The following is a 21,134-nucleotide window of genomic DNA, read 5'->3' on the forward strand; positions in this document are numbered from 1 at the left end:
CCCCGGTCGGCGGGCTTCAGAGCAGACCCATCGCTATCTCCAGCTTGGTCGTCACCGGGCCCAGCGCGGACACCGCATTCGTCGTGTCCCCCGCGTCGAACGTTGCCGGGGTGATTCCCGCCAGGTCGGTGGGAAGTTCGGTGCCCTGCTGCACGACCATGAACACCCGATCCCGGCCCAGGGCACCCATGAACAGACCCAACTCGAAGACGACGTTGTCCCGCGGGATCGCACCGGCCTGCTCACGTTTGACCCGCATGTCGTCCGGGGTGAGCACCAGGGCCGCGTAATCGTAGGAGCGGCACTCAGCGACGAGCGTCTCCAGTGTGCCGCGCGACAAGCCGAACACACCCTGATTCCAGATGGTGGTGTGCGTCGCGCCGGCCAGTTGGAGCTGGATCAACTTGGCGTAACGGATGCCCTCGGTCGAGCATCCGATGAAGACCCTTGGTTTGATCGGGGGCGCAGGCGCCGGCATCACGGCGGCCGGGGTCGCTGCGTCTTCGGCGTCGTCCGGGGCCTCGGCGCTTGCCGGACCGAGCGTCAGCACGCTGACCGCGAAGTCGATCTGACCCGCCAGGTCAGCGAAGCTCTGATTCTCGAGGATCTTGGTCCGCGGGATCCGGATGCTTGCCACCGGGCGGGCGGCGTCAGCCAGCGCGTTGAACTGATATCCGAAGGTTGTGTCGAGAGTGGTGGATCCGCTCTCACGGACCGTGGCCCGGATCTGTTCCTTCAACGCCAGGAACAACCGGATGAGATCGGTGCGCAGGATCATGCCCGGCCCCGGAAAGACCGTCGCATGGAGACCCCGGCGATCACCGAGATGAGCGAGAGTACTGCCCCGGCACCTGCGACGACCAAGGCGGGCACTACATCATCGCTGTGCAGGGTGAGCGCGAGGACAACCAGGGCCACCAGGCACAGGCAGTTCGTGACCACGGCGGCCGCTTGCGTCCACCAGATCCTCCGGTCCATGTCACGGCGGTGCTCAGATTCGCGCCGCTCCTCCTGTTTGCGGAACTCCGCGTAGTCCTTCGCCATGAAGATGACATCAGCCGCCAGCTCGGGAGCGGTCTGCGCCCACTGTGCCGCCTTGTCCCAGGGATCCAGGGTCGACCAGGACGAGGTCACTGGGCACCTGCGGGCACCCGCGGCGGCGAAGTGGGCAGCCGGCTGGCTGCGCCTTCGGGCGGCGGCCCGAGCAGGTTCAGGACATGATCGAACGCAACGGTGGCGCTGTCGATGTCCCGGCCTTCGATTCCGAACCTCCCGGCAGCCTCGCGCGCTCGCTCCGGATCCCGGAAGGCGTTTGCGACCTCCGACCTCAGGGGGTCGGACGATGGCGCCGGCTGGTTCTGAGTGCGCGTTCTGAGCCGCACAGCGGCGCGGCGGTCACCGGCCTCGGCCATCCGCCGGAGCGCTGCAATATTGCCGACCCGGTCGTAGATGTCGACCCGGATCTCGTCCTTGACGGCGGCGGGGTGGTGCGTGTCGCCGGCGATGAGGCTCAACGCCCACGATTCCTCGCCTCGGTCAGCGATCATCCTCGCGGAGATTTTGAGCGCTCCGAAATTGCCCTTCCCCGCCTCGACGAGGAGCAGCTGCAGCGCCTCCTCCCCGCGTCCGTCGAGGTCGAGGAGTCCGGCGAGCTCGATCACCGCAAGCGGCTCACCGGCGTCCACTCTGCCCCGGAGCACGGCGATGACCTGATCGCGAGTCTGCGGTTCCGGGGGTCGCCTTCGCAGAAGCCATGTGAATATCGGCACCTCACGACGATCGCGATGTACTACCCGGAGGGCCATCCACCGACCGGGCGCGTGGCCTCAGTCGAGGAGGCCGTTGTAGTCGGCGATGGTGAGGGCGCCGTCGGCCAGGGAGCCGTCGGCGCGGGGGACTCGTAAGGGTTCGCCGCCGGAGATGAAGGAGACCGTGCCGACTTCGGTCTGGCTGGTGAGGGTGCAGACGATTTGGCCGAATGCCAGGACCTCGTCGCTGCGGACGAGTTGGTCGGGGCGGTCGCCGATGGTGATGGTGGCGCGGCGGTCGAGGAGGTCGACGTCGGTGACGGTCATGGTGGTGAGGGCGCTGGTCAGGCCGTCCGCGCTCTCCTCGGCGGTGGGGCCGGCCAGGAGGATCGCCAGTTGCTGGCGGGGGCCGAGGACGGTGGTGACCCGGCGGGGGACGCGGACCAGGCGGCCGTCGCGTACGAGATAGAGCCGCAGCACCGCCGATCCTGCCTCGTCCGGGACCGGGTTGCCGGAGGCGTCGATGCGGGCCGGGGTTTCGATCGAGCGGGGCGAGGAGTCCAGCGGCACCCCGCACCCGGCGAGCGTGAGAGCGAGAGTGAGCAGCACGACCAGCAGACGCCTCATGAGACACATCCCGGCAGGTCGACGCGGAAGCGGGCGCCGCCGCCCGGCCGGTCCAGGACGGTGACCGTGCCGCCGTGGGCCGCCGCGTGCTGGGCGACCAGGGCGAGCCCGAGGCCCGTGCCGGCGGTGTCCGCGCGGGCGCCGGCCGAGCGTCCGCGCACGAAACGGTCGAAGATCAAGGGCTTGTCGTCGGGGCTCACTCCGGGGCCTTCATCGTCCACTTCGATGCGTCCCGATTCTCCCTCCAGGGCTATGCGTACGGCCACAGCCCCGCCGCCGTACGCCTGGGCGTTGTCGAGCAGGTTACCGAGGAGCTGCCCGACCCGGCTTCTGTCCACGGACCAGGTGGTTGAGCCGGCGGAGGTGACGATGTCCGTGCTCACCTTGCGGTCGCGGCAGATCTGCTGGGCTAATTCGGGCATGTCGACCGGGCGGCGGGTGGCCGGCCGGTCGCCGCGGGACAGTTCGAGCAGGTCGTTGACGAGTTGCTGGAAGCGGGCGATCTCGTCGCTGACCAGGCCGGCGGCCATGGCGGTGCGTTCGTCGAGCTGGTCGCGGCGGCGTTCCAGGACGCTTGCCGCCGCGGCGAGGGTCTGCAGGGGGGAGCGGAGCTCGTGGCTGACGTCGGCGGCGAAGCGGCGGTCACGTTCGAGGCGGGCGGACAGTTCGTCGACCATGTGGTTGAACGAGGTGGTGATGCGGGCCAGGTCGGGTTCGGTGGCCGGGTCGAGGCGATATTTGGAGGCGCCGCCGGCGATCTCCTGGGCGGCGTCCGCCACCCGGGTCAGGGGGCGCAGGACGTAACGGCTCGCGTACCAGCCGAGCAGCGCGCCGAGGGCCGCCGTGCTGATGGCGACGGCGGTGAGGACCGCTGTCAGCACGCCGAGGGTGTGTTCGAGTTCCTGCAGGGAGTCGACCTCGTAGAAGACCTCGGTGCGGGACAGGGGGACGGCGACGACGAGGGTGGGGCGGCCGTCCGCGCGTACCCGTTGGACTGAAGGGGTGCCCTGGGCGGCGGCCTCCTGCAGGCTGACGGGGATCGCCTCGGTGACGCCGGTGTCGGCCTGGCGGGAATACCAGTCGCCGCGGCGTTGCAGGACCGCTCGCCTGTTCTCGCCGGTGTCGAGGGTGCGCAGGACCGCGCCGACGTCGGGGTCGCTCTGGGTGCCGAGGCCGGAACGCACGATCGCGGCGTCGTAGTAGGCGGCCCGGACGGCGGTGCGTTCCCGCTCGCTCAGCAGGCTCTGCCGCACGACCTGGAACGACACCAGCGCCATGGTCGCGGACAGCGCGAGCGCGCCGGCGGCGAAGCCCGCGATGACGCGTACGCGAAGCCCGGCTCTTCTCATTTTTGCAGCTTGTAGCCGAGCCCGCGGACCGTGACCAGCCGCCGGGGTGTCCCCGCACTGTCCTCGATCTTCTGCCGCAGGCGGCCCACGTGCACGTCGACCAGGCGTTCGTCGCCGCCGTCGTAGCCCCAGACCCGTTGCAGGAGTTGCTGGCGGGACAGGACGCGGCCGGGGTGCTCGGCGAGTTCACACAGGAGCTGGAATTCCGTGCGGGTGACCGCGACCTGCTCGCCGTGCAGCCGGACCTCGCCGGCCTCGGGGGAGATCTCCAGGTCACCGAAGCGCAGCACGGGAACCTCGTCGGCGATGGCGACCCGGGCGCGGCGGCGCAATGCCCGCAGCCGGGCCGTCAGCTCCTTCACCGCGACCGGCTTGACCAGGTAGTCGTCGGCGCCGGCCTCGAGGGCGGCGACGATGTCGTGGGTGTCGTCGCGGGCACTGATCACCACGATGGGTACGTCGTCGGAGCGGCGCAGCTGCCGGATGCACTCGAAGCCGTCGATGCCGGGCAGCATGAGATCGACCAGGACCGTGTCGGCGGGGTGGTCCCGCTGCGCGGCCAGGCCCTCCTCGGCGGTCGGCGCGCCGGCGGCCGCGTAGCCCTCGTCCTCCAGCGCGAGCACCAGCGAGAGCCGGATGCGGTCGTCGTCCTCGATCACCAGCACAGCTGACATGCGTTCAGTGTTGCCGGACGGGGGTGCCGGCGGCGAATTCTGTGCGGGCTCGTGGCCCCTTTGTCACGGAACCGTCATACGCGCGCGTGGGCTCCGCCACACACCGGAGGGACTCTTGCCGGGTGCGAGCGGAACACACGGTGCAGGAGACGACCGTCGTGGTCACCGAGGCGCTGGACGGTGCGGCCGTCGAGCGCTGGCGTTCCCGCCTGGCCGAGGCGGCGGCGCTGCGCCCGGCCCGGCTCGTCGTGGACCTGCGCCGCAGCCCCCGGATCGACGCCGCGGCCATCGTCGTGCTGCTTCAGGTGCACCGCGAGATGATGCGTACGGACGGCCGGCTCACCCTGCGCGGGCCGGTCGACCGGGTGCGCAGGATGCTCGGGCTGGCCCGTGTCGACCATGTCCTGGAGGTGGAGGAAGCCCGATGAGCGCCGTCGAGCTGGAGGAACACCCCGTCGCCGCGGTCGTGCGTGTGCACGCCTGCGAGCCCGATGAGCTGCGGGCGGCGCTGGCCGCCGCCGTGGCGAGCAGACCGCATGTCGTGGTCGACCTGGCCGGTGTGCACACCCTCGACGACACCGTCCTGGGTCTGCTGGTGCGCGCGCACCGCAACGCCCGGCGCCGGGGCGGCCTGGTCTGCCTGGCCGCCCCGTCCCGTTTCGTCATCACCGTGCTGCACACGATGCAGGTGCACGGTCTGTTCCCGCTCTTCGACGAGCGTGACGAGGCCCTGGAGTGGTTACAGGACCTGGAGAAAAACGGTGAGCAGGGTGTTGACGTCCACGGGAGCCTCGAGGCTCGGCAGGTGACCGGTCTCTAGTTCGACGTGCTCGGCCTTGAGCGCGCTCGCCACCGTGGCGGCGATCTCGCGGAAGTCGGGCACGTCGTAGGTGCCGGAGACGACCAGTGCGGTCGCGGTGACGGTCGCGAGGTCGATCTCCGCGCGGACCGGTCCGACGTCCTGACGGGCGGCGAGCTGCACGTCGAAGCTGTGCCGCTGCATCTGCCTGACCCTGTCGCGGACGTCGTCGGTGGCGTCCGGCCCGAGCCACAACGCGACGTTGAGCTCGGTGGCGGCCGCCGCGTCGCCGGCCTCGAGCAGCGCGTCCTCCTCGGCTCCGAAGGCGGCCAGCACCGGGCTCGGTTCATGGCCGGCCAGCGCGGTGCACAGCAGGGCGAGCGAGGTGATCCGGCCGGGCCAGCGCGCGGCGACCTCGAGCGCGACCCGCCCGCCGCCGGACGCCCCGACCAGCGCCGTCCGCGCGACGCCGTAGTGGTCGAGGAGATCGACGACGTCCTGCGCGTCGCTCCAGGACTCGTCCGGCACGGCGCTCTCGCCGTAACCGCGCAGATCGCACCGGATCACCCGATGACCGGTGGCGGTCAATGCCGGAATTTGCGGATCCCACATCCGGCGGTCGCAGGCGGTCGAGTGCAGCAGCAGGACCGGACTGCCGTCGCCGGTCACGTCGTGGGCGAGCAGTGTCACCAGTACACATCCATGAGGGTCTCGATACGGGCGGTCAGGACGGGGTCGATCTCGCCGACAACTTCTACGTGTACGCCGACGGAGCCGACCTCGCGTGCCATGCGTACCAGCAGATCGGGGGTTCCCGCCAGGGGATATTCGAACCAGGCGGCCGGGTCGTCGCTGTCCGTCGGCTTGAGGGCGCCCGCCAGCGCGACCTGATCCAGATCGTCATGGGGATGGTCGATGTAGAGGCTGAGCCACTGCAGGAAGGCCACGACGTTCCCGGGCTCGATGTATCCGCTGACCACCCGCGCATTCTCCTCCGCGGGCGACGGCCTGTCCGGTACGCAACTGCGTACTTTCGCGACCTGAAAGGGCTGGAGACGACAACGCGCGGGCGTCCGAACCGGACACCCGCGCGTAGCCATCGGGACGACACTTGGCGGAGCGTCGCCCGGCCATCATGATCTACCGCGCAGATGGCGGTGCGCCCGCAGCCACATGACAGTTGCGTGACGGTAGGGTGCCGCGATGCGACACGTGCACGCGCCCGAGCCGTTCACCGGCGCGGGGCCGAGCCTGTTCCTCGCCGGAGGCATCACGGGCTGCCCGGACTGGCAGGCGCAGGCAGCCGCGATGCTCGCCGGTCACGACGGTCTGACCGTTCTCAATCCGCGCCGCCCCGTCTACGCCGACGGCGAACACGTCGCCGTCGAGCAGATCACCTGGGAGCACGAGCAGCTGCACCGCGCCGGTGTGGTGCTGTTCTGGTTCGCGGGCGGGGGCAGCGTCCAGCCGATTACGCTGTACGAACTCGGTGTGCACGCGACCCGCGGTGTGCCCCTGGTGGTGGGTGCCGATCGGGACTATCCGCGACGTCTGGACGTACGCGTGCAACTCGCTCTGGCCCGTCCGGAGCTGACGCTGCACGACTCGCTCGCCGAAACGGTGGCCGTTGCGGGCGCTACCGCCATGGCAACGGCGGGAAAAGATCTCAGATTGCGGTGAACGACGCCGATCGGCGGATTCCACTACTCGTGAGGGGATGCACTACGGTCAGTTGATCAGCGATGCGCGGAGGGAGCCTGGATCTTGGGCGCCGATACCCAGCTGCAGGCTCTACGGGCCCTGCACGCCGTTACCAAGCGGGTGCACGCCAGTCTCGACCTGACCGCGACGCTCGAGGCCGTCGCCAACGGTGTGGTCGAGGTGGCCGGCTTCGGGCTGGCCGCGGTCAACCTGGCCGAGCCCAACGGTGACTATCTGACGGTCGCGGTGGCGGGCAGCGACGACCTGAAGAGCGAGTTGCTGGGCAGCCGCGGGTCGGCCGAGAGCTGGCGGGAGCTGTTCCGCATCTCGGAGCGCTGGGGCACGCTCTACTTCGTCGATCATCGCGTGGGCGTCCCCGAGAGCCTCTACATCTGGACGCCGGACATCGAGGTCACCGAGGATCCCGGGGCGTGGCATCCGATGGACTGCCTGTTCGCGCCGCTGCAGTCGCCGTCGGGGGAGTGGCTGGGCGTCCTCAGCGTCGACCTGCCCGAGGGCCTGCGCCGCCCCGGGGCCGAGCAGCAGGAGATCCTCGCGCTGTTCGCCGAGCACGCCGCCATCGCGATCCAGCACGCCCGCCTGCACTCGGCGCTCGAGCGCAGCCAGGCCGAGGCGGAGTACGCCGCGACCCACGACTCCCTGACCGGCCTCGCCAACCGTTCCCTGCTGAAGGCGCGCGCGGACCGGCTCGACGGGGCGCTCGGGCAGGTGGGTGTGCTCGTCATCGATCTCGACGGCTTCAAGAAGGTCAACGACGAGGCGGGGCACGAGGCCGGCGACGAAGTGCTGGTGGTGGTCGCCGAGCGGCTGCGCGGCCATCTGCGCGAGAGCGACGTGATCGCGCGGACCGGTGGTGACGAGTTCGTGGCCGTGCTCAGCGGCCCGGATCTGACGGAGACCATCGCCGAGACCGCGACACGACTGCGTGACGCGATCGGAGAGCCGATCAAGGGCGTCTCCGGTCTCTACCGGGTGGGTGCCAGCGTGGGCTGGGCGGTGGGCAACGCGGGCGACGACGTCCAGCTCCTGATCTCCCAGGCCGACCACGCCATGTACGCGCAGAAGCGCCGGGCCGGCGCCGCAGCCTGATCGTCCCTGACGAGAACGTGAGCACCGTTACGCCCAACTGCGGACCACTCTGGTCCGGGCTGGACTACTGTGGTCCACATGCGCCGCCCCACGAAGCAGGAGATCGACGACGAGATCGTTGATCAGGCCGCCGCTCTGTTTGCCCGGCACGGCTTCAAGGAAACCTCCGTGCAGCGGATCGCGGACGCGGCCGGCTACTCCAAGACCGGCCTGCTGCACCGTTTTCCCAGCAAGGAAGCCCTCTGGGAGGCGGTCTCCGGCCGCTGCACCGGCGTGCTCCGGGAGATCGGTGCCCGGGTCGAGGGCCAGCCGCTGGGCCCCGGGCGGGACCGGGTGGTGCTGGAAGCCCTCGCCGATGTGGCGCTCGCTCACCCCGGCCTGATCGCGCTCGTCCTCAGCGCGTTCAGCCGGATGACCGAGACCGGCGAGTCCGCCCTGCTCGACGAGGTCGGCCAGGTGCTGCTCGCGGCGTTCGGCATCGACGTGCACCACCCCGCTGATCCGGAGCATCCCGACCTCGGCCGGGCGACCCGGGTCGTGGGGGCACTGGGTGCGCTGGCCGTCGCCGCGCTGGCCCTGCGCGACCACCCCCGTGACGAGGTGCGCGGGCACCTCGTCGCCACCAGTTATGACGCGCTGGGGCATCCGCACCCGGCCGCGACGAGAGGAACCCCTTAGGCCATGGCTACCTTCCTGCATCGACTCGGGCTGGGCGCGTTCCGGCACCGGGTCTGGGTCACGACCGTCTGGTTCGTGGTCCTGATCGCCGCCGGGGTGGGCGCGGCGACGCTGTCCGGCTCGACGGTCAACACGTTCAGCATCCCGGGGCAGGAGTCCACCACCGCGCTCAACCTGATCGAGCAGCGCTTCGGTGACGGCGCCAACGGCGCGACCGCCCAGGTGGTCATGGCCGCCCCGGCCGGCACCAAGGTCACCGACCCGGCCAACGCCGCCAAGGTCGCCACGCTCGTCGCCGGGCTCGGCAAGCTGCCCGGCGTGGCGTCCGCGTCGAACCCCCTCGATCCGAAGGCGCCGGCGGTCTCCGCGGACCAGAGCGCCGCGTACAGCACGGTCACGTACCCGGTCGTCGCCACCGAGATCACCGACACCGACCGGGCCGCGCTGCTCGACGCGGTCGCCGCTGCCAACACCGCCGGCCTGACCGTCGAGGTCACCGGCGAGGCGAGCCAGGCCAACGCCGCCGACATCGGTGGCCCCGCCGAGCTCATCGGTGTGGTCGTCGCGCTGCTCGTGCTGGCCCTGACCTACGGTTCCCTGGTCACCGCCGGGATGAACCTGCTCACCGCGGTCGTCGGCGTGGGCATCGGCGCGCTCGGCATCACCACCCTCACCGGGTTCATCGACCTGCAGTCGACCACGCCGATCCTCGCCATCATGCTCGGCCTGGCCGTGGGCATCGACTACGCGCTGTTCATCGTGACGCGGCACCGCCAGGAGCTGCTGCGCGGGCGTACGCCGCAGGACGCCGCCGCCCTCGCCGTCGGCACAGCGGGCTCCGCGGTCGTGACCGCCGGCCTGACCGTCGTCATCGCCCTGGCCGGGCTGTCCGTCGCCGGTGTCCCGTTCCTCACCGAGATGGGCATCGCCGCTGCCTCGACCATCGTGGTGGCGGTCCTCATCGCGATCACCCTGGTCCCGGCGATGCTCGGCTTCATCGGCCTGCGCGCCCTGCCCCGCAAGCTGCGCGCCCCCGGTGCCGCGGCAGCCGCCGCCGCGAACGGCGAGGGCGAGGGCCGGGCCGTCTACCGGCACTGGTCCGCCACGGTGACCCGGTTCCGCGTGCTCAGCCTGCTCGCCGCCGTCGCCGTACTCGCGGTGATCTCGATCCCGTTCTTCTCGATGCGGACCTCGCTGATCCAGCCGCCCGCCGCCGACAGCACCCAGGCCAAGGCCCAGGCCCTGATCGCCGAGCACTTCGGCCCCGGCTTCACCGGCCCGCTGCTGGTCCTCGTCGACGGCGACAACGCCGCCGCCCGCGCCGCCACGATCGCCGGCTCGGTCAAGAACCTCCCCGACGTCGCCGTCGTCGCCCCGCCGACCCCCAACCCGGCCGGCACCGCCGCCCTGGTCACCGTCATCCCGGCCTCCGAACCGGACAGCACCACGACGGTCGACCTGGTCCACGCGATGCGGGACTCCTTCGACGGCCAGGACGGCGTCTACGTCACCGGCCAGACCGCGGTCAGCGTCGACGTCTCCCAGAAACTCCAGGCGGCCCTGCCCCGCTACCTGATCCTGGTCGTCGGCCTGGCCCTGATCCTGCTGATCCTGGTGTTCCGCTCCATCCTGGTCCCGGTCGTCGGCGTCCTCGGCTTCCTGCTCACCATCGGCTCGGCCCTCGGCGCGACCACCGCCGTCTTCCAGTGGGGCTGGGCCCAGCAGATCGTCAACGCGGAGACCACCGGCCCGCTGCTCAGCCTCTCGCCCATCATCGTCATCGGTATCCTGTTCGGCCTCGCGATGGACTACCAGGTCTTCCTGGTCTCCCGCATGCACGAGGCCCACGCCCACGGCGCCTCACCCCGCGACGCGGTCACCACCGGCTTCCGTCAGGCCGCCCCGGTCGTGGTCGCGGCGGCGACCATCATGTTCGCGGTCTTCGCGGGCTTCGTCCCGGAAGGCAACGACACCATCAAACCGATCGCCTTCGCCCTGGCCATCGGCATCCTCTTCGACGCCATCATCGTCCGCATGATCGCGGTCCCGGCAGCCTTGAGCCTGCTCGGCCGCGCGGGCTGGTGGCTCCCGGCCTGGCTCACCTGGCTCCCGGTCCTCGACGTCGAGGGCGCCGCCCTCGAGCGCGAGGTCCCGGCCACCCCGGCCCTCGAAAACGCCTGATCGCTGTTGTTCCACCGGCCGGCCTCGGGACTCTCCCGGGGCCGGCCTTTTTACGGGCGGTCGTCGGGGCCTGGTGTGCCGCCGACCCAGACGCAGCCGGAGTTTCCGCCGACGGTCAGCCGCTTGATCCCCGGCCAGTAGTCGCCGTAGAGCCGCACCTCGTCGACGTACACGCCGACGTTGTCCGCGGACCGTTCCGGCTTGCCCCACTTGCGGTCGAACAGGTCACCGAGCGCCTGGAGATACTGTGCCGCTACTGCGGGGTCGACCTGGGCCTCGTACGCCACCTCGGCTTTGACCTGCCCGGTGAAACCGGAATCCGACAGCCCCCGCACGCACCCGCTCCCGTTCGTGGCCTCGGCCTTGCGCACCAGACGCACACCCGCCGGCGCCGCCGCCACCGCGTCCTTCAGATAGTCGTCGACCTGCTGGATCGCCTCCGCACCCGTCATGGTCTTCGCCGGCGTCCCACACCCGGCCAGCACCAGCACGAACAAGATCCCCAGTAGCCGCCGCATGCGGCCCAGTATGTCTACCCGCGCCGTTTCGCGAGGTACGGCAGCGCGAACAGGTACAACCCGGTAAAAGCAACAAAGCCAACGGCACAAGCGGCACGTACGACACCCAGACGACCGGTTCCTCCTGCGCCAGCGCGACGAACGTGGCAACCACGGTGACGGTGAAAGCAATCGACGTCCACCGGTGAAACGGCCGGACCCACGTGTTCTTCTGCATGCCGATCACGCTAGGACCACCACCCTGACCTGCGCTTCTCGATTCCTGACCGCATGGCGAGGCCGTGGCGTGGCATTGACTAGGCTTGCTGCCTACCGTCTCGGGGGTCTATGGCTTGGGAATCGACTACAGCTACGACGTGTACGTGGACGGGCGTGACGCCGGGCGGTTCCTCACCCTGGTGGCGGCGCTGTGTGATGTGCGGGACGAGTTCACCACGGTGGTCGTTCCGGAGGGGCCGGCGGTGCACTTTCCCGCGACGGTCCGGTTCCAGGGTGGTGAGATCGTCGAGCTCGCGACGGCCGTACGCCCGGAGTTCGACCTCTCGCTCTGTTTTCCCTGCGACGACCGCCTGCAGGATTACCGCGACTCCTATCTCGACGTCGTGGACAACGCCCGAGGCGACCAGATCGCCGTCGGGTACGTCTATCTGAGCGTGCACGAGACCCCGATGCCCGGCTGCTGGAACTTCTCCTTCACACCCGCGGTCAGCCAGCAGAGCAGACTCTTCCTGGCGTCACCGTCCATCCGGGAGACGTTCGCGACGCTCGCGATCGGGGCGGGGGCGCGGATGTGCCTGCTCGACGTCGAGGAGGACCACCAGATCGTGGTCACCGCCGGCGACCAGCGAGTGTCTGTCGAGGTGCCGGGCCCGTGTGTCCTCCTGGACGTCCGGGCGCCCCTGCAGGACCAATACGCGGAACTCCTGACGAAAACTCCGGCAAAGTGGATCGCAGGCCCCGACCATGAGGCGTACGCCGGATTCGTCGCGAACCTGGAGCAGCACTCCCGCGTGACGGGTGTCGTCCTGTGAGCACGCCACGTCGGCGGCCGTGCCGGGCATGACCGCCAAGCCGATCATCGATCTCAGGGTCGGTGTCAGCGGGGTACGACCGCTTCGCTGAGATCCGCACGCCTCGAAGCGATCGGCTACTGGCAGCGACTGCTCGCCTTTCGGGACGAATTGCGGCGCGATGCGGTGGCTGCTGTTGAATACGCGGCGGTCAAAGCCGAGGTTTCGCTGGCTGGGGGAGTGGACGGGCGGGCGTACACGCGAGGTAAGCATGCGATCGTGGCAGGATCGAGCGGGCCGGGGGTTTTGTCGTAGGGGCTGTGTAGGGTCTGGCCGTGCTCGACGAAGCTCAGGCCGCGGACTACGTGCGGCGCTATGACGGTGTCTCCGCGGATGTGCTGAGCGACGGGAGCTGGCTGCTCGGCGAGCGGGCGTTCTGGTGTTCCCTGGTGGACGGGAACGTCGATGGCGAGCTGGTCGAGGCCCTGTTCGGCGACGAGGATCCGCTGGAGCTCTACGAGCTGATCCAGGAGTCGGGGCAGTGGCCGGTGCTGCGGGTCAGCGCCGGCTATGCGGTGGTCATCTGGTTCGGGTACGACGACGAGGGCGGCGAGGACCACGTCGTGCTGACCGGCGACGGGCGGTGTCTCAGCGTTGCCGCTCGGGAGGGGCACGGTTACGGGCCCGGGCTGTCGTGGCGCGAGGCCGAGCGGCTTGTCGAGTGGGGCACGCTGGGGACGAGGGAGCAGCGGCTGCTGCTGGTGCTGACCGCGCTCAGCGATGTGGACGCTCACCAGGCGGTGGGCGCGCGGGTTGCCGAGGCGCTGCTGAGCGTCGCCGTACCCGGATGTGATCCGGCCGTCGCCGGGGAAGCGGCCCGGCAACTGCTCGAGAGCGACGTGCGGTGGAGCACCCAGGACGACGGGGCGCTGGTCTGCGACGAGGAGTATTCGCCGCGGTCCACGGGGAAGCCCGGCCTGGTCGAGATCACGAAGGTGCTGGCGAACCCGGTGAGCCTGCAGATTCACGAGGTGGTGCACTCGGCGGCCGGCCGGGTCACCGCGATCGTGCGGTGCCTGGCCGGCCCGGTCCACCTGCACGCCTCTTTCGCGACGGAGCATGGCGCCGTCGAGCTGGAGAGCATCCTGCTCTACCAGGATGTGCCGGTCACGGAGCTCGACCCGGTCCGCAGCGCGAAGGTGATGCTGACCGGCGACGGCGTGGAGGGGATCGTCGCGGGCGTCACCGTCACGGGTGCGAACTCGTGGCGGTGACCGCGAGGAACTGGAGTTTGTCGTAGCTTTCGCTGCCGGGGACGGGTGTATAGACCAGGAGGGAATGGGCCTGGTCCGGGTCGAGGAGGGCCCTCCAGGAATGTGACCAGCCCGGTTGGGTGACTGCCGGAGCAAGCCGCGGCGCCGCCCCGGTGAACCAGCCAGCAAGCGGGGCATGCAGCCGACTCAGCTCCTCCGGATGTCGCTGCGCAACATCGACATCCGGTCAGGCGATCTTCCACGAGTCGATCATGAAGACGTCTCGCTCATCTCCTGCCAACTCAAGTATTGAGCCGAACGCTGTCCGCGGCGCCCGCCATCGGGCGCCGGTCAGGTGTCACCCAAAATATGGACGGATCTTGTAGACGCTTCGGCTCTCTTCGACGAGCTATTGATGACATTCGAAGGGAGCAACAGATCATGGACGGCTGGCAGCATGTGACCACTTTGCTGATCAGTGCCGGCGTATGCCGACAATTGATCATGCTTATGCGCAGCTGGATACGGCACTCGACAGTCCGCGAGCTGGCTCGAGGGGACCAGGTGCTGCGACACTATGTCGACAGATCCGCTGATGAGGGACGTCTTGAAGTTGACTTCAACGGCAGGATCGAGATTGGTGAAAGTGAACGAGGCGACAACCGGCCTCGGTGGGAGTAAGACGTGGCTGCCCGTTCAGGATCACTGGACAATGAGGACCCCTTCCCGGGTTTCGCCGAGTTCTACCAGGCCACCTCCCAGGGAATCTTCGACCTCGTAAGACGTGCCGCCGCCGGCGACAAGTTCCTGGCCGGAGATGTCATGCAGAACGCCTACGTCGCGCTTCTACCTCGATGGAATTCGAGATCAAGCCTTGGCCAGGACACAAACCGAAGGTACGTCATTGGCATAGTCATGAATAAGCTTGCCGATCATTATCGAGCCCTCGGTCGTTTTGGGGACACCGAGATGGAAGACATCGAGGAGGCGTTCTGCCGGCCGGTCGAGTCCGTTGCGTCCGAGACAATGCTCTTCGAGGCAGTAAGGGCTCTGCTGGCACAGCAGACGCCCCGCATGAGGTCGGTAGGCGTGCTCATCTTCCTTGAAGGCTTCACCTGCGCCGAAGTCGCTGGCATCCTCGAGATCACCAGCTCTACGGTGCGCACCGTTGCCGAACGGCTTCGTCAGCGGATTCAACCAATCGCGGCCCGAATGACGGAGATTCACTCCTGCGAAGAAGGTGAGCGGCCATGATTTCCTCGGCTGGCGACCCCGTCCGTGATCTCCTTGATCGCGCGCACCACACGGACACCGATCGGGTCGAGCTCGACCTGGATGCTGGGTTGGCTGACGTCCTCCTCCGTGCGGAGCAAGGGAGAGCGGCCGACAGAACGGGTGCGACCACAAAGGTCTACCTCCGGACAATGCTTGAGCTTCAAGAGGAGGGCGTCTCAAAAGAGTCTGTACACTATGCGCTTGCTGTGCGCCTCGCCGAGCCCCTGGAGGTGGTGACACAGAAGGTGAATGAGATGGCGAAGAGCGGAATGGTTCCGCGTTGGAAAACGGCTTCCGAGTTGCTCACCGAAGGAGGCGTGGCAATGGCCACCGCCACGGCTCTCATGGAATGGGGAACTGCAGAGCCTTCTGCGGAGGAGTGCCGGCAAGAGCTGGCGGACCAGAGTCTGAGGGTCGAGAAGGACCTTCGTCGGACTGTCACCGGGCAGTGGCACGCCCGGCTCTCGCGCAACACGTCGCCCCGCCGCAATCACTGGCAGACGAAGGTCACCTACTTCCGGGCGGCCCACGAGCTTCTCGTCGCTCACCCGGACGCCCCGCTGACCTGGAGAAGTATCGTCGCCGCTGCCCGGCCCTACGGGTGCCGCAGCACCTTCTACGAAGTAGCCGGTTCCCATGCCCGCCACCGCATGGTGGATGACCTAATCGCTGACGGCCGGCCCGACTCAGTCCAGCTCGCCTGGTGCTACCTGCGCACTGACCCGGTGGAACAACTTCTCGACGAAACCAAGGTCTGGTCCTACTGGCCGTACCGGCAACAGTTGCTAGTCCGACTGAGCTCCGAGAACATGTCGCCCGCGCAGATGACGACCGCCCTGATCGAATCGGTGTCCACTTGGGCTCGAGAGAATGAAGCTCTTGCCGCGGCGACGAGCCATACGCCACCCGCCTGCGCTGTCGAAGATCTCACCATCCTGCATCGAGGTGAGCTCGCCGCGGTTCGGGCCGCCGCACAACTCTCCGAAGTGCTCCTGAACGCCATGGCACATGTTCGCTGACCAAGTTCCGGGGACCGGCTGGTCGAGTGGCCTGGCGGATTTTGGTGATGGTGATGGTGCGCAAGCGGGCCGCGCAGCGCGGGTTCGAGTTGTCCCGAAAGGGTGGGTTGTCGAGGCGGACCTTGGCCTGGCTGACCCCGAACCACCGATTGGCGCGTGACTATGAACGTAACCCGGTGGTCTCCGAGGAGATGACCCGATGGGCCGCACTCAGCCAGATGCTACGCCGGATCATCCGACCACCACCTGCGGTGCCACACCCTGCAATAAGCCCGAACAGCAACTCTCTAAAGAGCTCGCTAAAGACACCGAATGTGGTGGCAAAAAGTCCAACCTTGGAAGTGCACGGAGAGGATCATTACATCGGCTTAGATTGTCCCCATGGGATTCGCAGGCCGAATATGCGGGCGAATAATCGACAAACTTGAACAGCCTCGAATGACCTTTCATCCGCGGCCGTTCGGGCGACTCGAACGCCGACTCCGGGGTGCGGCCGATGGGCGTGGTGTCCAGCACGGAGAGCCGGACGGGTGGGCTGGCGAACACAGTTCTCCTTCCTTCGTAGGGAGCTTCATGGGACACACGCCGACCACCACGCGGGGCCGCGCGACCCGCGGCCGCATCCTCGACGCGGCCGCTGAGCTCATCCAGCGGCACGGCGTCGCGGCAGTGACGCTGGATGATGTCGAACGCGCCGCCGGGGTCGGCCGCAGCCAGCTCTACCACTACTTCGACGACCGGGACGACCTCGTCCGCTCGGTGGTCCACGCGACCGTGGACACCGTGCTGGCCGCGCAGGAACCACTGCTCCTGCATGTCGACACGGTCACCGGCATCGACCACTGGTTCGACGCGATCGTGGCCAACGGGACCCGGCAGGACGCCGTGGGTGGTTGCGCGATCGGCTCGCTGGCCGCTCAGCTCGGCGGCCGGGACGACCTCGCCCGGCAGGCATTCGTGGACGCCTTCGCCCGCTGGGAGGCCCCCCTCATCGCGGGTCTGCGCCGGATGCAGGAGTCGGGCGACCTGCTCCCGAACGTGAACGTGACGGAGCTCGCCGACCTCACCATGGCCGCGATCCAGGGCGGCCTGCTGCTGGCCCAGGTCCGCCGCTCACCCGACCAGCTCCGGCTGGCCCTGCGCGGCGCCCGGGCGGCCTTGGATGATGCGCTCACGCCCCTGCCCACCTGATCGACACGGTTCAGTGCGCGCTCAGGTCCGATGCGGTCGTGGCTATGACGGAGAGTAGCTGGAGTTTGTCGTAGCTCTCGCTGCCGGGAACGGCCGTGTAGACAAGCAGGGAATGGGCCTGGTCCGGGTCGAGGAGGGCCTGGCAGGTGAGTTCGAGGTGGCCGACCTCGGGGTGGACGTAGCGTTTGACGTGCTGGTAGGTCACGCCGATTTCGTGGTCGGTCCAGAGGGTGCGGAATTCCTCGCTGCGGGCGAGCAGGAGGCGCTGCAGGTGCGCGGCGTGCGAGTCCGGGCCGCGCAGGGTTACTACCCTGCGTAGTCCCGAGGCGAAGACGCGGGCGTGCAGCGGGTGGTCGTCCGGGTGGTAGAGAGCGCGGAAGGCCGGGTCGGTGAACCAGCGGTAGCCGATGCTGCGCGCCGGGCCGGTGTACCGGCTGAGGTCGCCGGTGAGGGCCACGCCGAGCGCTGTCTGCCGCAGGGTCTCACCGAGCTCGGTGACGATCTCGGCGGGCGTGTCGGTGAGACGGTCGAAGATGCGCAGCATGCCGGGGCTGATGTGCTCGCCACCCGTACCAGTCGCGGGCGGATTGTGCCCGGCCAGCCGGAACAGGTGGTCGCGTTCGTCGTGCGACAGGTGCAGGCCCTGGGCGATCGACGCGATCAGGCGGTCGGAGGGGTGCGGGCCGCGTTCGCGTTCCAGGCGGCTGTAGTAGTCCGCCGAGAGGTGGCAGAGCGCGGCGACCTCCTCCCGGCGCAGGCCGCTGGTCCGGCGGCGCGTCCCGCGGGGCAGGCCCACATCCTCGGGTTGCAGGGACTCCCGGCGGTGGCGCAGGAATGCGGCGAGCCCGGCACGATCGATCATAGTCTGGTTATACCGCTCACCCCGGTGGAGAGGGATCGCTCAGCCTGGGATCGGTAAGCCGTGGATAACGCCGCTTCCGGCGCGCATCGTAAAGACATGCCACGTACACCTGCCTTCACGGTCCCCAGCCTCACCGGAAAACTCGCCGTCGTCACCGGCGCCTCCGACGGGGTCGGCCTGGGCCTGGCCACCCGGCTCGCCGGCGCCGGTGCCGAGGTCGTCATGCCCGTCCGCAACCAGCGCAAGGGCTCAGCTGCGATCGCTGCGATCCTGAAGCAGCATCCGGACGCCGTCGTCTCCCTGCGAGAGCTCGACCTGTCGTCACTGGAGTCCGTCGCCGCGCTCGGCGCCACGCTGCGGGCCGAGGACCGGCCGATCCACCTCCTCATCAACAACGCCGGTGTCATGACGCCGCCCGAGCGGCAGGTCACCGCGGACGGATTCGAGCTCCAGTTCGGCAGCAACCACCTGGGTCACTTCGCCCTCACCGGTCACCTGCTGCCACTGCTGCGCGCCGGCCGGGCCCGGGTGACGTCGCAGCTCAGCATCGCCGCGAACCAGGGAGCGATCAACTGGGACGACCTGAACTGGGAACGGTCGTACAACGGGGGCCGCGCGTACAGTCAATCGAAGATCGCCTTTGGTCTGTTCGGGTTGGAGCTGCAGCGGCGCAGCCTGGCCGGGGGCTGGGGCATCACCAGCAACCTCGCCCACCCGGGCATCGCCCCGACCAGCCTGCTGGCGGCACGTCCCGAGGTCGGTCGGGCCCGCGACACGGTGGGGGTGCGGGTCATCCGGGCGCTGTCCGCGCGTGGGTTGCTTGTCGGGACCCTGGAGACCGCCCCGCTCCCGGCATTGCTCGCCGCTACCGCAGTGGATGGTGGGGGACGCTTCTACGGTCCCAGCGGCCCGGGCCACCTAGGCGGTGCGCCCGCCGAGCAGGCGCTCTATTCGCGGCTGCGCAGCGAGGACGAGGCTCGCCGCATCTGGCAGATCTCCGAGGACCGTACGCGAACCGCCTTCCCGGTCGCCGCCGCTTAGACAGGTGTCCGGATCCTCAGGATTCAGCCAGGTCGGCGGTGAAGACCGAGTCGGTGGTTCGCAGGTAGAGGCGGCTTCCGCGGGTGCTGACGACGTTCATCTTCTTCACCGGGGTGAGGGCGGCCGGACCGGGCCTGGTGATCGGTGACCCGGATCAGCGGGAATCCCATGTAGTAGTAGGCCCACGTCGTGCGAGGACCCACGTTCAACGCGTAGCAGTCGGCGATGTCGTCAAACCCGGACGGCGGCCAATAGGCCCACAGTTGCCGTCCGTACTCGTCGAAGAGGGTGAGACCGCCGGCGCTGAACGGATCTCCGCTGTAGACACCCTCATCGAAGTAACCCGCCCAGATGGTGCCCGGCTCGTCGACGGCGAGATGCGCGACGCCATCGCCGACCCGGAACGACCGCAACGCCCGGCCGGACGCGCTGAACACCTGAGCGTTGTCCGGCACCGGCTCGAACGGCCGGCGCAACGAGGCCTTCCCCGTCATTCAGAACCGGAAGCTTCGCCATCCGGCGGCATTGCAGCGTACGTACCAACGTCGTCAACCACTCCCCGAGTCGACCAAGATCATAGCTGTGGAACGGGAAGCGGGTGTCCACTCGGCGCTCGAGCGCTCGGCGGTATGTGAGTGCGCTGCTACCGATTTGGCAGTCAGGGATCAAGGAGTGCTTGGTCCTGCCAAACGTCCTCATACCCGGGCGCCAGAATCACGCCGAACCCAGGCGGAAGCGCCAGGTACGGCAGCAATTCGGGGAAGTGATCCTTGGCGTGTTCGACGTGGACGGGGCTGAAGAACTCATCGTCGTCGTGGGGGATCTGCCCGCCTCGCCACACGTACCAGCCGTCGGACTGCCCGACGGGCAGATGACGAATGGCGTTCAACGGTTCCAGCTCAGTTGCTCGCCCCAGAGCAACCCCGGTCAACGTCCCAGGCCCAGGTCGAAGCGAGGGGACGCCGAGCCGGCGGCACACCCGACGCTGCGCCCAGAACATCCGCACGCCCGATCTTTGCACGTCGATCGTCGTGCTCGTTGAGGCCCTGGTGGAGCACGAACTCCCGTGCGGCAAGCTGCGCCGCGTCAGGGCGTCGGCGGGTCGGCCGGTCTGGCTCGCTGTGGGTGGATTGTCTCGTGCCGGGCCAGCATCGCGACGAACTCGGCGATCTTCCGGGTGCGGGTCTCGGCGCGCTTGACGCCGTTGACGCGGGTGATGAGGGAGAAACGGTTGGTGTTGGTGAGTACGTCGAACATTGCCTGCGCCGAGGGGTCGGCGGCGATCGCGGCCAGCAGGTCGGCCGGCATCTGCGCTTCCGACGGCGGCGCGTAGGCGGCCGTCCATCGCCCGTCCGCCTTCGCGGCTTCCACCGCGGCGTGGCCCGCGGGCAGCATCAGGCCGGCTGCTTCCAGGCGGGCCACGTGGGCGACGTTGCGCTGGGACCAGACGCTGCGGGGCTGGCGCGGGGTCAACCGCCGCCAGGAACTCTCCTCGTCGCGCTTGCGGGCCTGCCCGTCGATCCAGCCGAAGCACAGTGCCTCGTCGACCGCCTGCTGCCAGGTCAGCGTGGTGACCGAGCCGCCCTTCCTGGTCAGGGCGAGCCACACACCAGGGGAAGTGGTGTGGTTGGCGAGCAGCCACACGCGCAGCGCCGCGCCGTCGGCCACGATCAACTCGTCCAGTTCGGTTGCTCCCACCACAGCAGGCTAGTCGAGCGATCATCCTGAGTGGCGACGTGCTCGCGGAACGGCAACCGGCGCTGACCAAGCGCGTTCAGCGGTACGTAAGACACTGCGTGACCCTTGACCAACGCGGCCATAGCGGGAGCGGCCGTCGTAACCGGTCTCGACGTCCGGTCGGCCCAGTCAATCGCACACGCGTCGGCGCGGTTCGAGCTGTCAGGCCGTGACCCGTTCGATTGATCTCTGTCTCGGCGGCGCCGTCGAGCTCGGATGCGAGCCGGCGGGCCAGCGCCAGGGTCGGCCCTTCCTGCCGTTCCACAGGCTGAGCGTACGGACGCCATCCATCGCGAGTGATCCATCGCTGTCTAGGTCGTCGGCAGGCATGGATGCGGGGCCACCCGCCCTGTCAATGGGC

The 21,134-nt window shown here is 68.9% G+C and carries 27 protein-coding genes; 14 read left to right on the top strand and 13 right to left on the bottom strand.

Annotated features, from left to right (window positions below; genetic code table 11):
- Positions 1-16 precede the first annotated feature (16 nt).
- The 6 genes from Ahu01nite_RS10045 to Ahu01nite_RS10070 form a co-directional block, all read right to left on the bottom strand.
- On the bottom strand, positions 17-778 hold the full coding sequence (locus Ahu01nite_RS10045) for a TIR domain-containing protein (RefSeq protein WP_203836173.1): 762 nt from the start codon (positions 776-778) through the stop codon (positions 17-19).
- Positions 775-1,134 carry a hypothetical protein gene (locus tag Ahu01nite_RS10050; protein WP_203836174.1) on the bottom strand — a complete coding sequence of 120 codons (360 nt, stop codon included), beginning with the start codon at positions 1,132-1,134 and terminating at the stop codon, positions 775-777. Before Ahu01nite_RS10050 ends, Ahu01nite_RS10045 begins: the two co-directional genes overlap by 4 nt.
- Positions 1,131-1,661, bottom strand: coding sequence for a hypothetical protein (locus tag Ahu01nite_RS10055; protein ID WP_203836175.1), 531 nt, complete (start codon positions 1,659-1,661; stop codon positions 1,131-1,133). The genes Ahu01nite_RS10050 and Ahu01nite_RS10055 overlap by 4 nt, the downstream gene beginning before the upstream one ends.
- Positions 1,662-1,826: 165 nt before the next feature.
- Complete coding sequence (locus tag Ahu01nite_RS10060; RefSeq protein ID WP_203836176.1) at positions 1,827-2,375, bottom strand: GerMN domain-containing protein; 549 nt, start codon at positions 2,373-2,375, stop codon at positions 1,827-1,829.
- Positions 2,372-3,724 (bottom strand): sensor histidine kinase, encoded by a 1,353-nt coding sequence (locus Ahu01nite_RS10065; protein WP_203836177.1) that lies wholly within the window; start codon positions 3,722-3,724, stop codon positions 2,372-2,374. The genes Ahu01nite_RS10060 and Ahu01nite_RS10065 overlap by 4 nt, the downstream gene beginning before the upstream one ends.
- A complete protein-coding gene (locus Ahu01nite_RS10070) occupies positions 3,721-4,398 on the bottom strand; it encodes a response regulator transcription factor (protein ID WP_203836178.1) in 678 nt (225 codons plus the stop codon). Before Ahu01nite_RS10070 ends, Ahu01nite_RS10065 begins: the two co-directional genes overlap by 4 nt.
- A gap of 122 nt (positions 4,399-4,520) precedes the next feature.
- Here Ahu01nite_RS10070 and Ahu01nite_RS10075 point away from each other — a divergent pair, with 122 nt between their 5' ends.
- Complete coding sequence (locus Ahu01nite_RS10075) at positions 4,521-4,826, top strand: STAS domain-containing protein (RefSeq protein WP_203836179.1); 306 nt, start codon at positions 4,521-4,523, stop codon at positions 4,824-4,826.
- Entirely contained in the window at positions 4,823-5,218 is a 396-nt protein-coding gene (locus tag Ahu01nite_RS10080) for an STAS domain-containing protein (protein ID WP_203836180.1), read from the top strand. The genes Ahu01nite_RS10075 and Ahu01nite_RS10080 overlap by 4 nt, the downstream gene beginning before the upstream one ends.
- Here the strand turns inward: Ahu01nite_RS10080 and Ahu01nite_RS10085 are convergent.
- Positions 5,138-5,887, bottom strand: a complete 750-nt coding sequence (locus Ahu01nite_RS10085) for an alpha/beta fold hydrolase (RefSeq protein WP_203836181.1) — start codon at positions 5,885-5,887, stop codon at positions 5,138-5,140. The two genes, Ahu01nite_RS10080 and Ahu01nite_RS10085, sit on opposite strands and share 81 nt — an antisense overlap.
- Positions 5,884-6,177 (bottom strand): hypothetical protein, encoded by a 294-nt coding sequence (locus tag Ahu01nite_RS10090; protein WP_203836182.1) that lies wholly within the window; start codon positions 6,175-6,177, stop codon positions 5,884-5,886. Before Ahu01nite_RS10090 ends, Ahu01nite_RS10085 begins: the two co-directional genes overlap by 4 nt.
- 223 nt (positions 6,178-6,400) lie before the next feature.
- Here Ahu01nite_RS10090 and Ahu01nite_RS10095 point away from each other — a divergent pair, with 223 nt between their 5' ends.
- The 4 genes from Ahu01nite_RS10095 (at position 6,401) to Ahu01nite_RS10110 (ending at position 10,867) form a co-directional block, all read left to right on the top strand.
- Positions 6,401-6,877, top strand: a complete 477-nt coding sequence (locus Ahu01nite_RS10095) for a nucleoside 2-deoxyribosyltransferase domain-containing protein (protein ID WP_203836183.1) — start codon at positions 6,401-6,403, stop codon at positions 6,875-6,877.
- 84 nt (positions 6,878-6,961) lie between these two features.
- Positions 6,962-8,008, top strand: a complete 1,047-nt coding sequence (locus Ahu01nite_RS10100) for a diguanylate cyclase domain-containing protein (RefSeq protein ID WP_203836184.1) — start codon at positions 6,962-6,964, stop codon at positions 8,006-8,008.
- Positions 8,009-8,086: 78 nt separating this feature from the next.
- Positions 8,087-8,686: a TetR/AcrR family transcriptional regulator gene (locus Ahu01nite_RS10105; RefSeq protein WP_203836185.1), complete on the top strand. Its 600-nt coding sequence runs from the start codon at positions 8,087-8,089 to the stop codon at positions 8,684-8,686.
- A gap of 3 nt (positions 8,687-8,689) precedes the next feature.
- Positions 8,690-10,867 (top strand): MMPL family transporter, encoded by a 2,178-nt coding sequence (locus tag Ahu01nite_RS10110; RefSeq protein ID WP_203836186.1) that lies wholly within the window; start codon positions 8,690-8,692, stop codon positions 10,865-10,867.
- Positions 10,868-10,917: 50 nt separating this feature from the next.
- Here the strand turns inward: Ahu01nite_RS10110 and Ahu01nite_RS10115 are convergent, their stop codons facing one another.
- A complete protein-coding gene (locus Ahu01nite_RS10115) occupies positions 10,918-11,385 on the bottom strand; it encodes a hypothetical protein (protein WP_203836187.1) in 468 nt (155 codons plus the stop codon).
- Between the two features lie 332 nt (positions 11,386-11,717).
- Here Ahu01nite_RS10115 and Ahu01nite_RS10120 point away from each other — a divergent pair, with 332 nt between their 5' ends.
- From Ahu01nite_RS10120 to Ahu01nite_RS10150, 7 genes are all read left to right on the top strand, one after another.
- Positions 11,718-12,416 (top strand): hypothetical protein, encoded by a 699-nt coding sequence (locus Ahu01nite_RS10120; RefSeq protein ID WP_203836188.1) that lies wholly within the window; start codon positions 11,718-11,720, stop codon positions 12,414-12,416.
- A 28-nt stretch (positions 12,417-12,444) separates the two neighbouring features.
- A complete protein-coding gene (locus Ahu01nite_RS51790) occupies positions 12,445-12,507 on the top strand; it encodes a hypothetical protein (protein ID WP_369076629.1) in 63 nt (20 codons plus the stop codon).
- A gap of 38 nt (positions 12,508-12,545) precedes the next feature.
- Positions 12,546-12,710, top strand: coding sequence for a GrpB family protein (locus Ahu01nite_RS51795; RefSeq protein ID WP_369076630.1), 165 nt, complete (start codon positions 12,546-12,548; stop codon positions 12,708-12,710).
- A 20-nt stretch (positions 12,711-12,730) separates the two neighbouring features.
- A complete protein-coding gene (locus tag Ahu01nite_RS10135) occupies positions 12,731-13,669 on the top strand; it encodes a hypothetical protein (RefSeq protein ID WP_203836191.1) in 939 nt (312 codons plus the stop codon).
- Positions 13,670-14,332: 663 nt separating this feature from the next.
- Entirely contained in the window at positions 14,333-14,902 is a 570-nt protein-coding gene (locus Ahu01nite_RS10140; protein ID WP_203836192.1) for an RNA polymerase sigma factor, read from the top strand.
- Complete coding sequence (locus Ahu01nite_RS50315) at positions 14,899-15,942, top strand: helix-turn-helix domain-containing protein (protein ID WP_239158756.1); 1,044 nt, start codon at positions 14,899-14,901, stop codon at positions 15,940-15,942. The genes Ahu01nite_RS10140 and Ahu01nite_RS50315 overlap by 4 nt, the downstream gene beginning before the upstream one ends.
- A gap of 573 nt (positions 15,943-16,515) precedes the next feature.
- Positions 16,516-17,133: a TetR/AcrR family transcriptional regulator gene (locus tag Ahu01nite_RS10150; RefSeq protein WP_203836193.1), complete on the top strand. Its 618-nt coding sequence runs from the start codon at positions 16,516-16,518 to the stop codon at positions 17,131-17,133.
- A 10-nt stretch (positions 17,134-17,143) separates the two neighbouring features.
- Here the strand turns inward: Ahu01nite_RS10150 and Ahu01nite_RS10155 are convergent, their stop codons facing one another.
- Positions 17,144-17,995 carry a helix-turn-helix transcriptional regulator gene (locus tag Ahu01nite_RS10155; protein WP_203836194.1) on the bottom strand — a complete coding sequence of 284 codons (852 nt, stop codon included), beginning with the start codon at positions 17,993-17,995 and terminating at the stop codon, positions 17,144-17,146.
- A gap of 96 nt (positions 17,996-18,091) precedes the next feature.
- On the opposite strand from Ahu01nite_RS10155, the gene Ahu01nite_RS10160 reads away from it, so the two are divergent.
- Entirely contained in the window at positions 18,092-19,036 is a 945-nt protein-coding gene (locus Ahu01nite_RS10160) for an SDR family oxidoreductase (RefSeq protein WP_203836195.1), read from the top strand.
- Between the two features lie 23 nt (positions 19,037-19,059).
- Here the strand turns inward: Ahu01nite_RS10160 and Ahu01nite_RS10165 are convergent, their stop codons facing one another.
- The 3 genes from Ahu01nite_RS10165 to Ahu01nite_RS10175 all read right to left on the bottom strand — a co-directional run bounded on the left by Ahu01nite_RS10165 (position 19,060) and on the right by Ahu01nite_RS10175 (position 20,734).
- Positions 19,060-19,530 carry a hypothetical protein gene (locus Ahu01nite_RS10165; protein ID WP_203836196.1) on the bottom strand — a complete coding sequence of 157 codons (471 nt, stop codon included), beginning with the start codon at positions 19,528-19,530 and terminating at the stop codon, positions 19,060-19,062.
- Between the two features lie 164 nt (positions 19,531-19,694).
- Entirely contained in the window at positions 19,695-20,036 is a 342-nt protein-coding gene (locus Ahu01nite_RS10170) for an immunity protein Imm33 domain-containing protein (RefSeq protein ID WP_438874765.1), read from the bottom strand.
- Between the two features lie 86 nt (positions 20,037-20,122).
- Positions 20,123-20,734 (bottom strand): YdeI/OmpD-associated family protein, encoded by a 612-nt coding sequence (locus Ahu01nite_RS10175; RefSeq protein WP_203836197.1) that lies wholly within the window; start codon positions 20,732-20,734, stop codon positions 20,123-20,125.
- Between the last annotated feature and the right edge of the window lie 400 nt (positions 20,735-21,134).

This window comes from Winogradskya humida, assembly GCF_016862215.1.
Lineage (GTDB): Bacteria > Actinomycetota > Actinomycetes > Mycobacteriales > Micromonosporaceae > Actinoplanes > Actinoplanes humidus.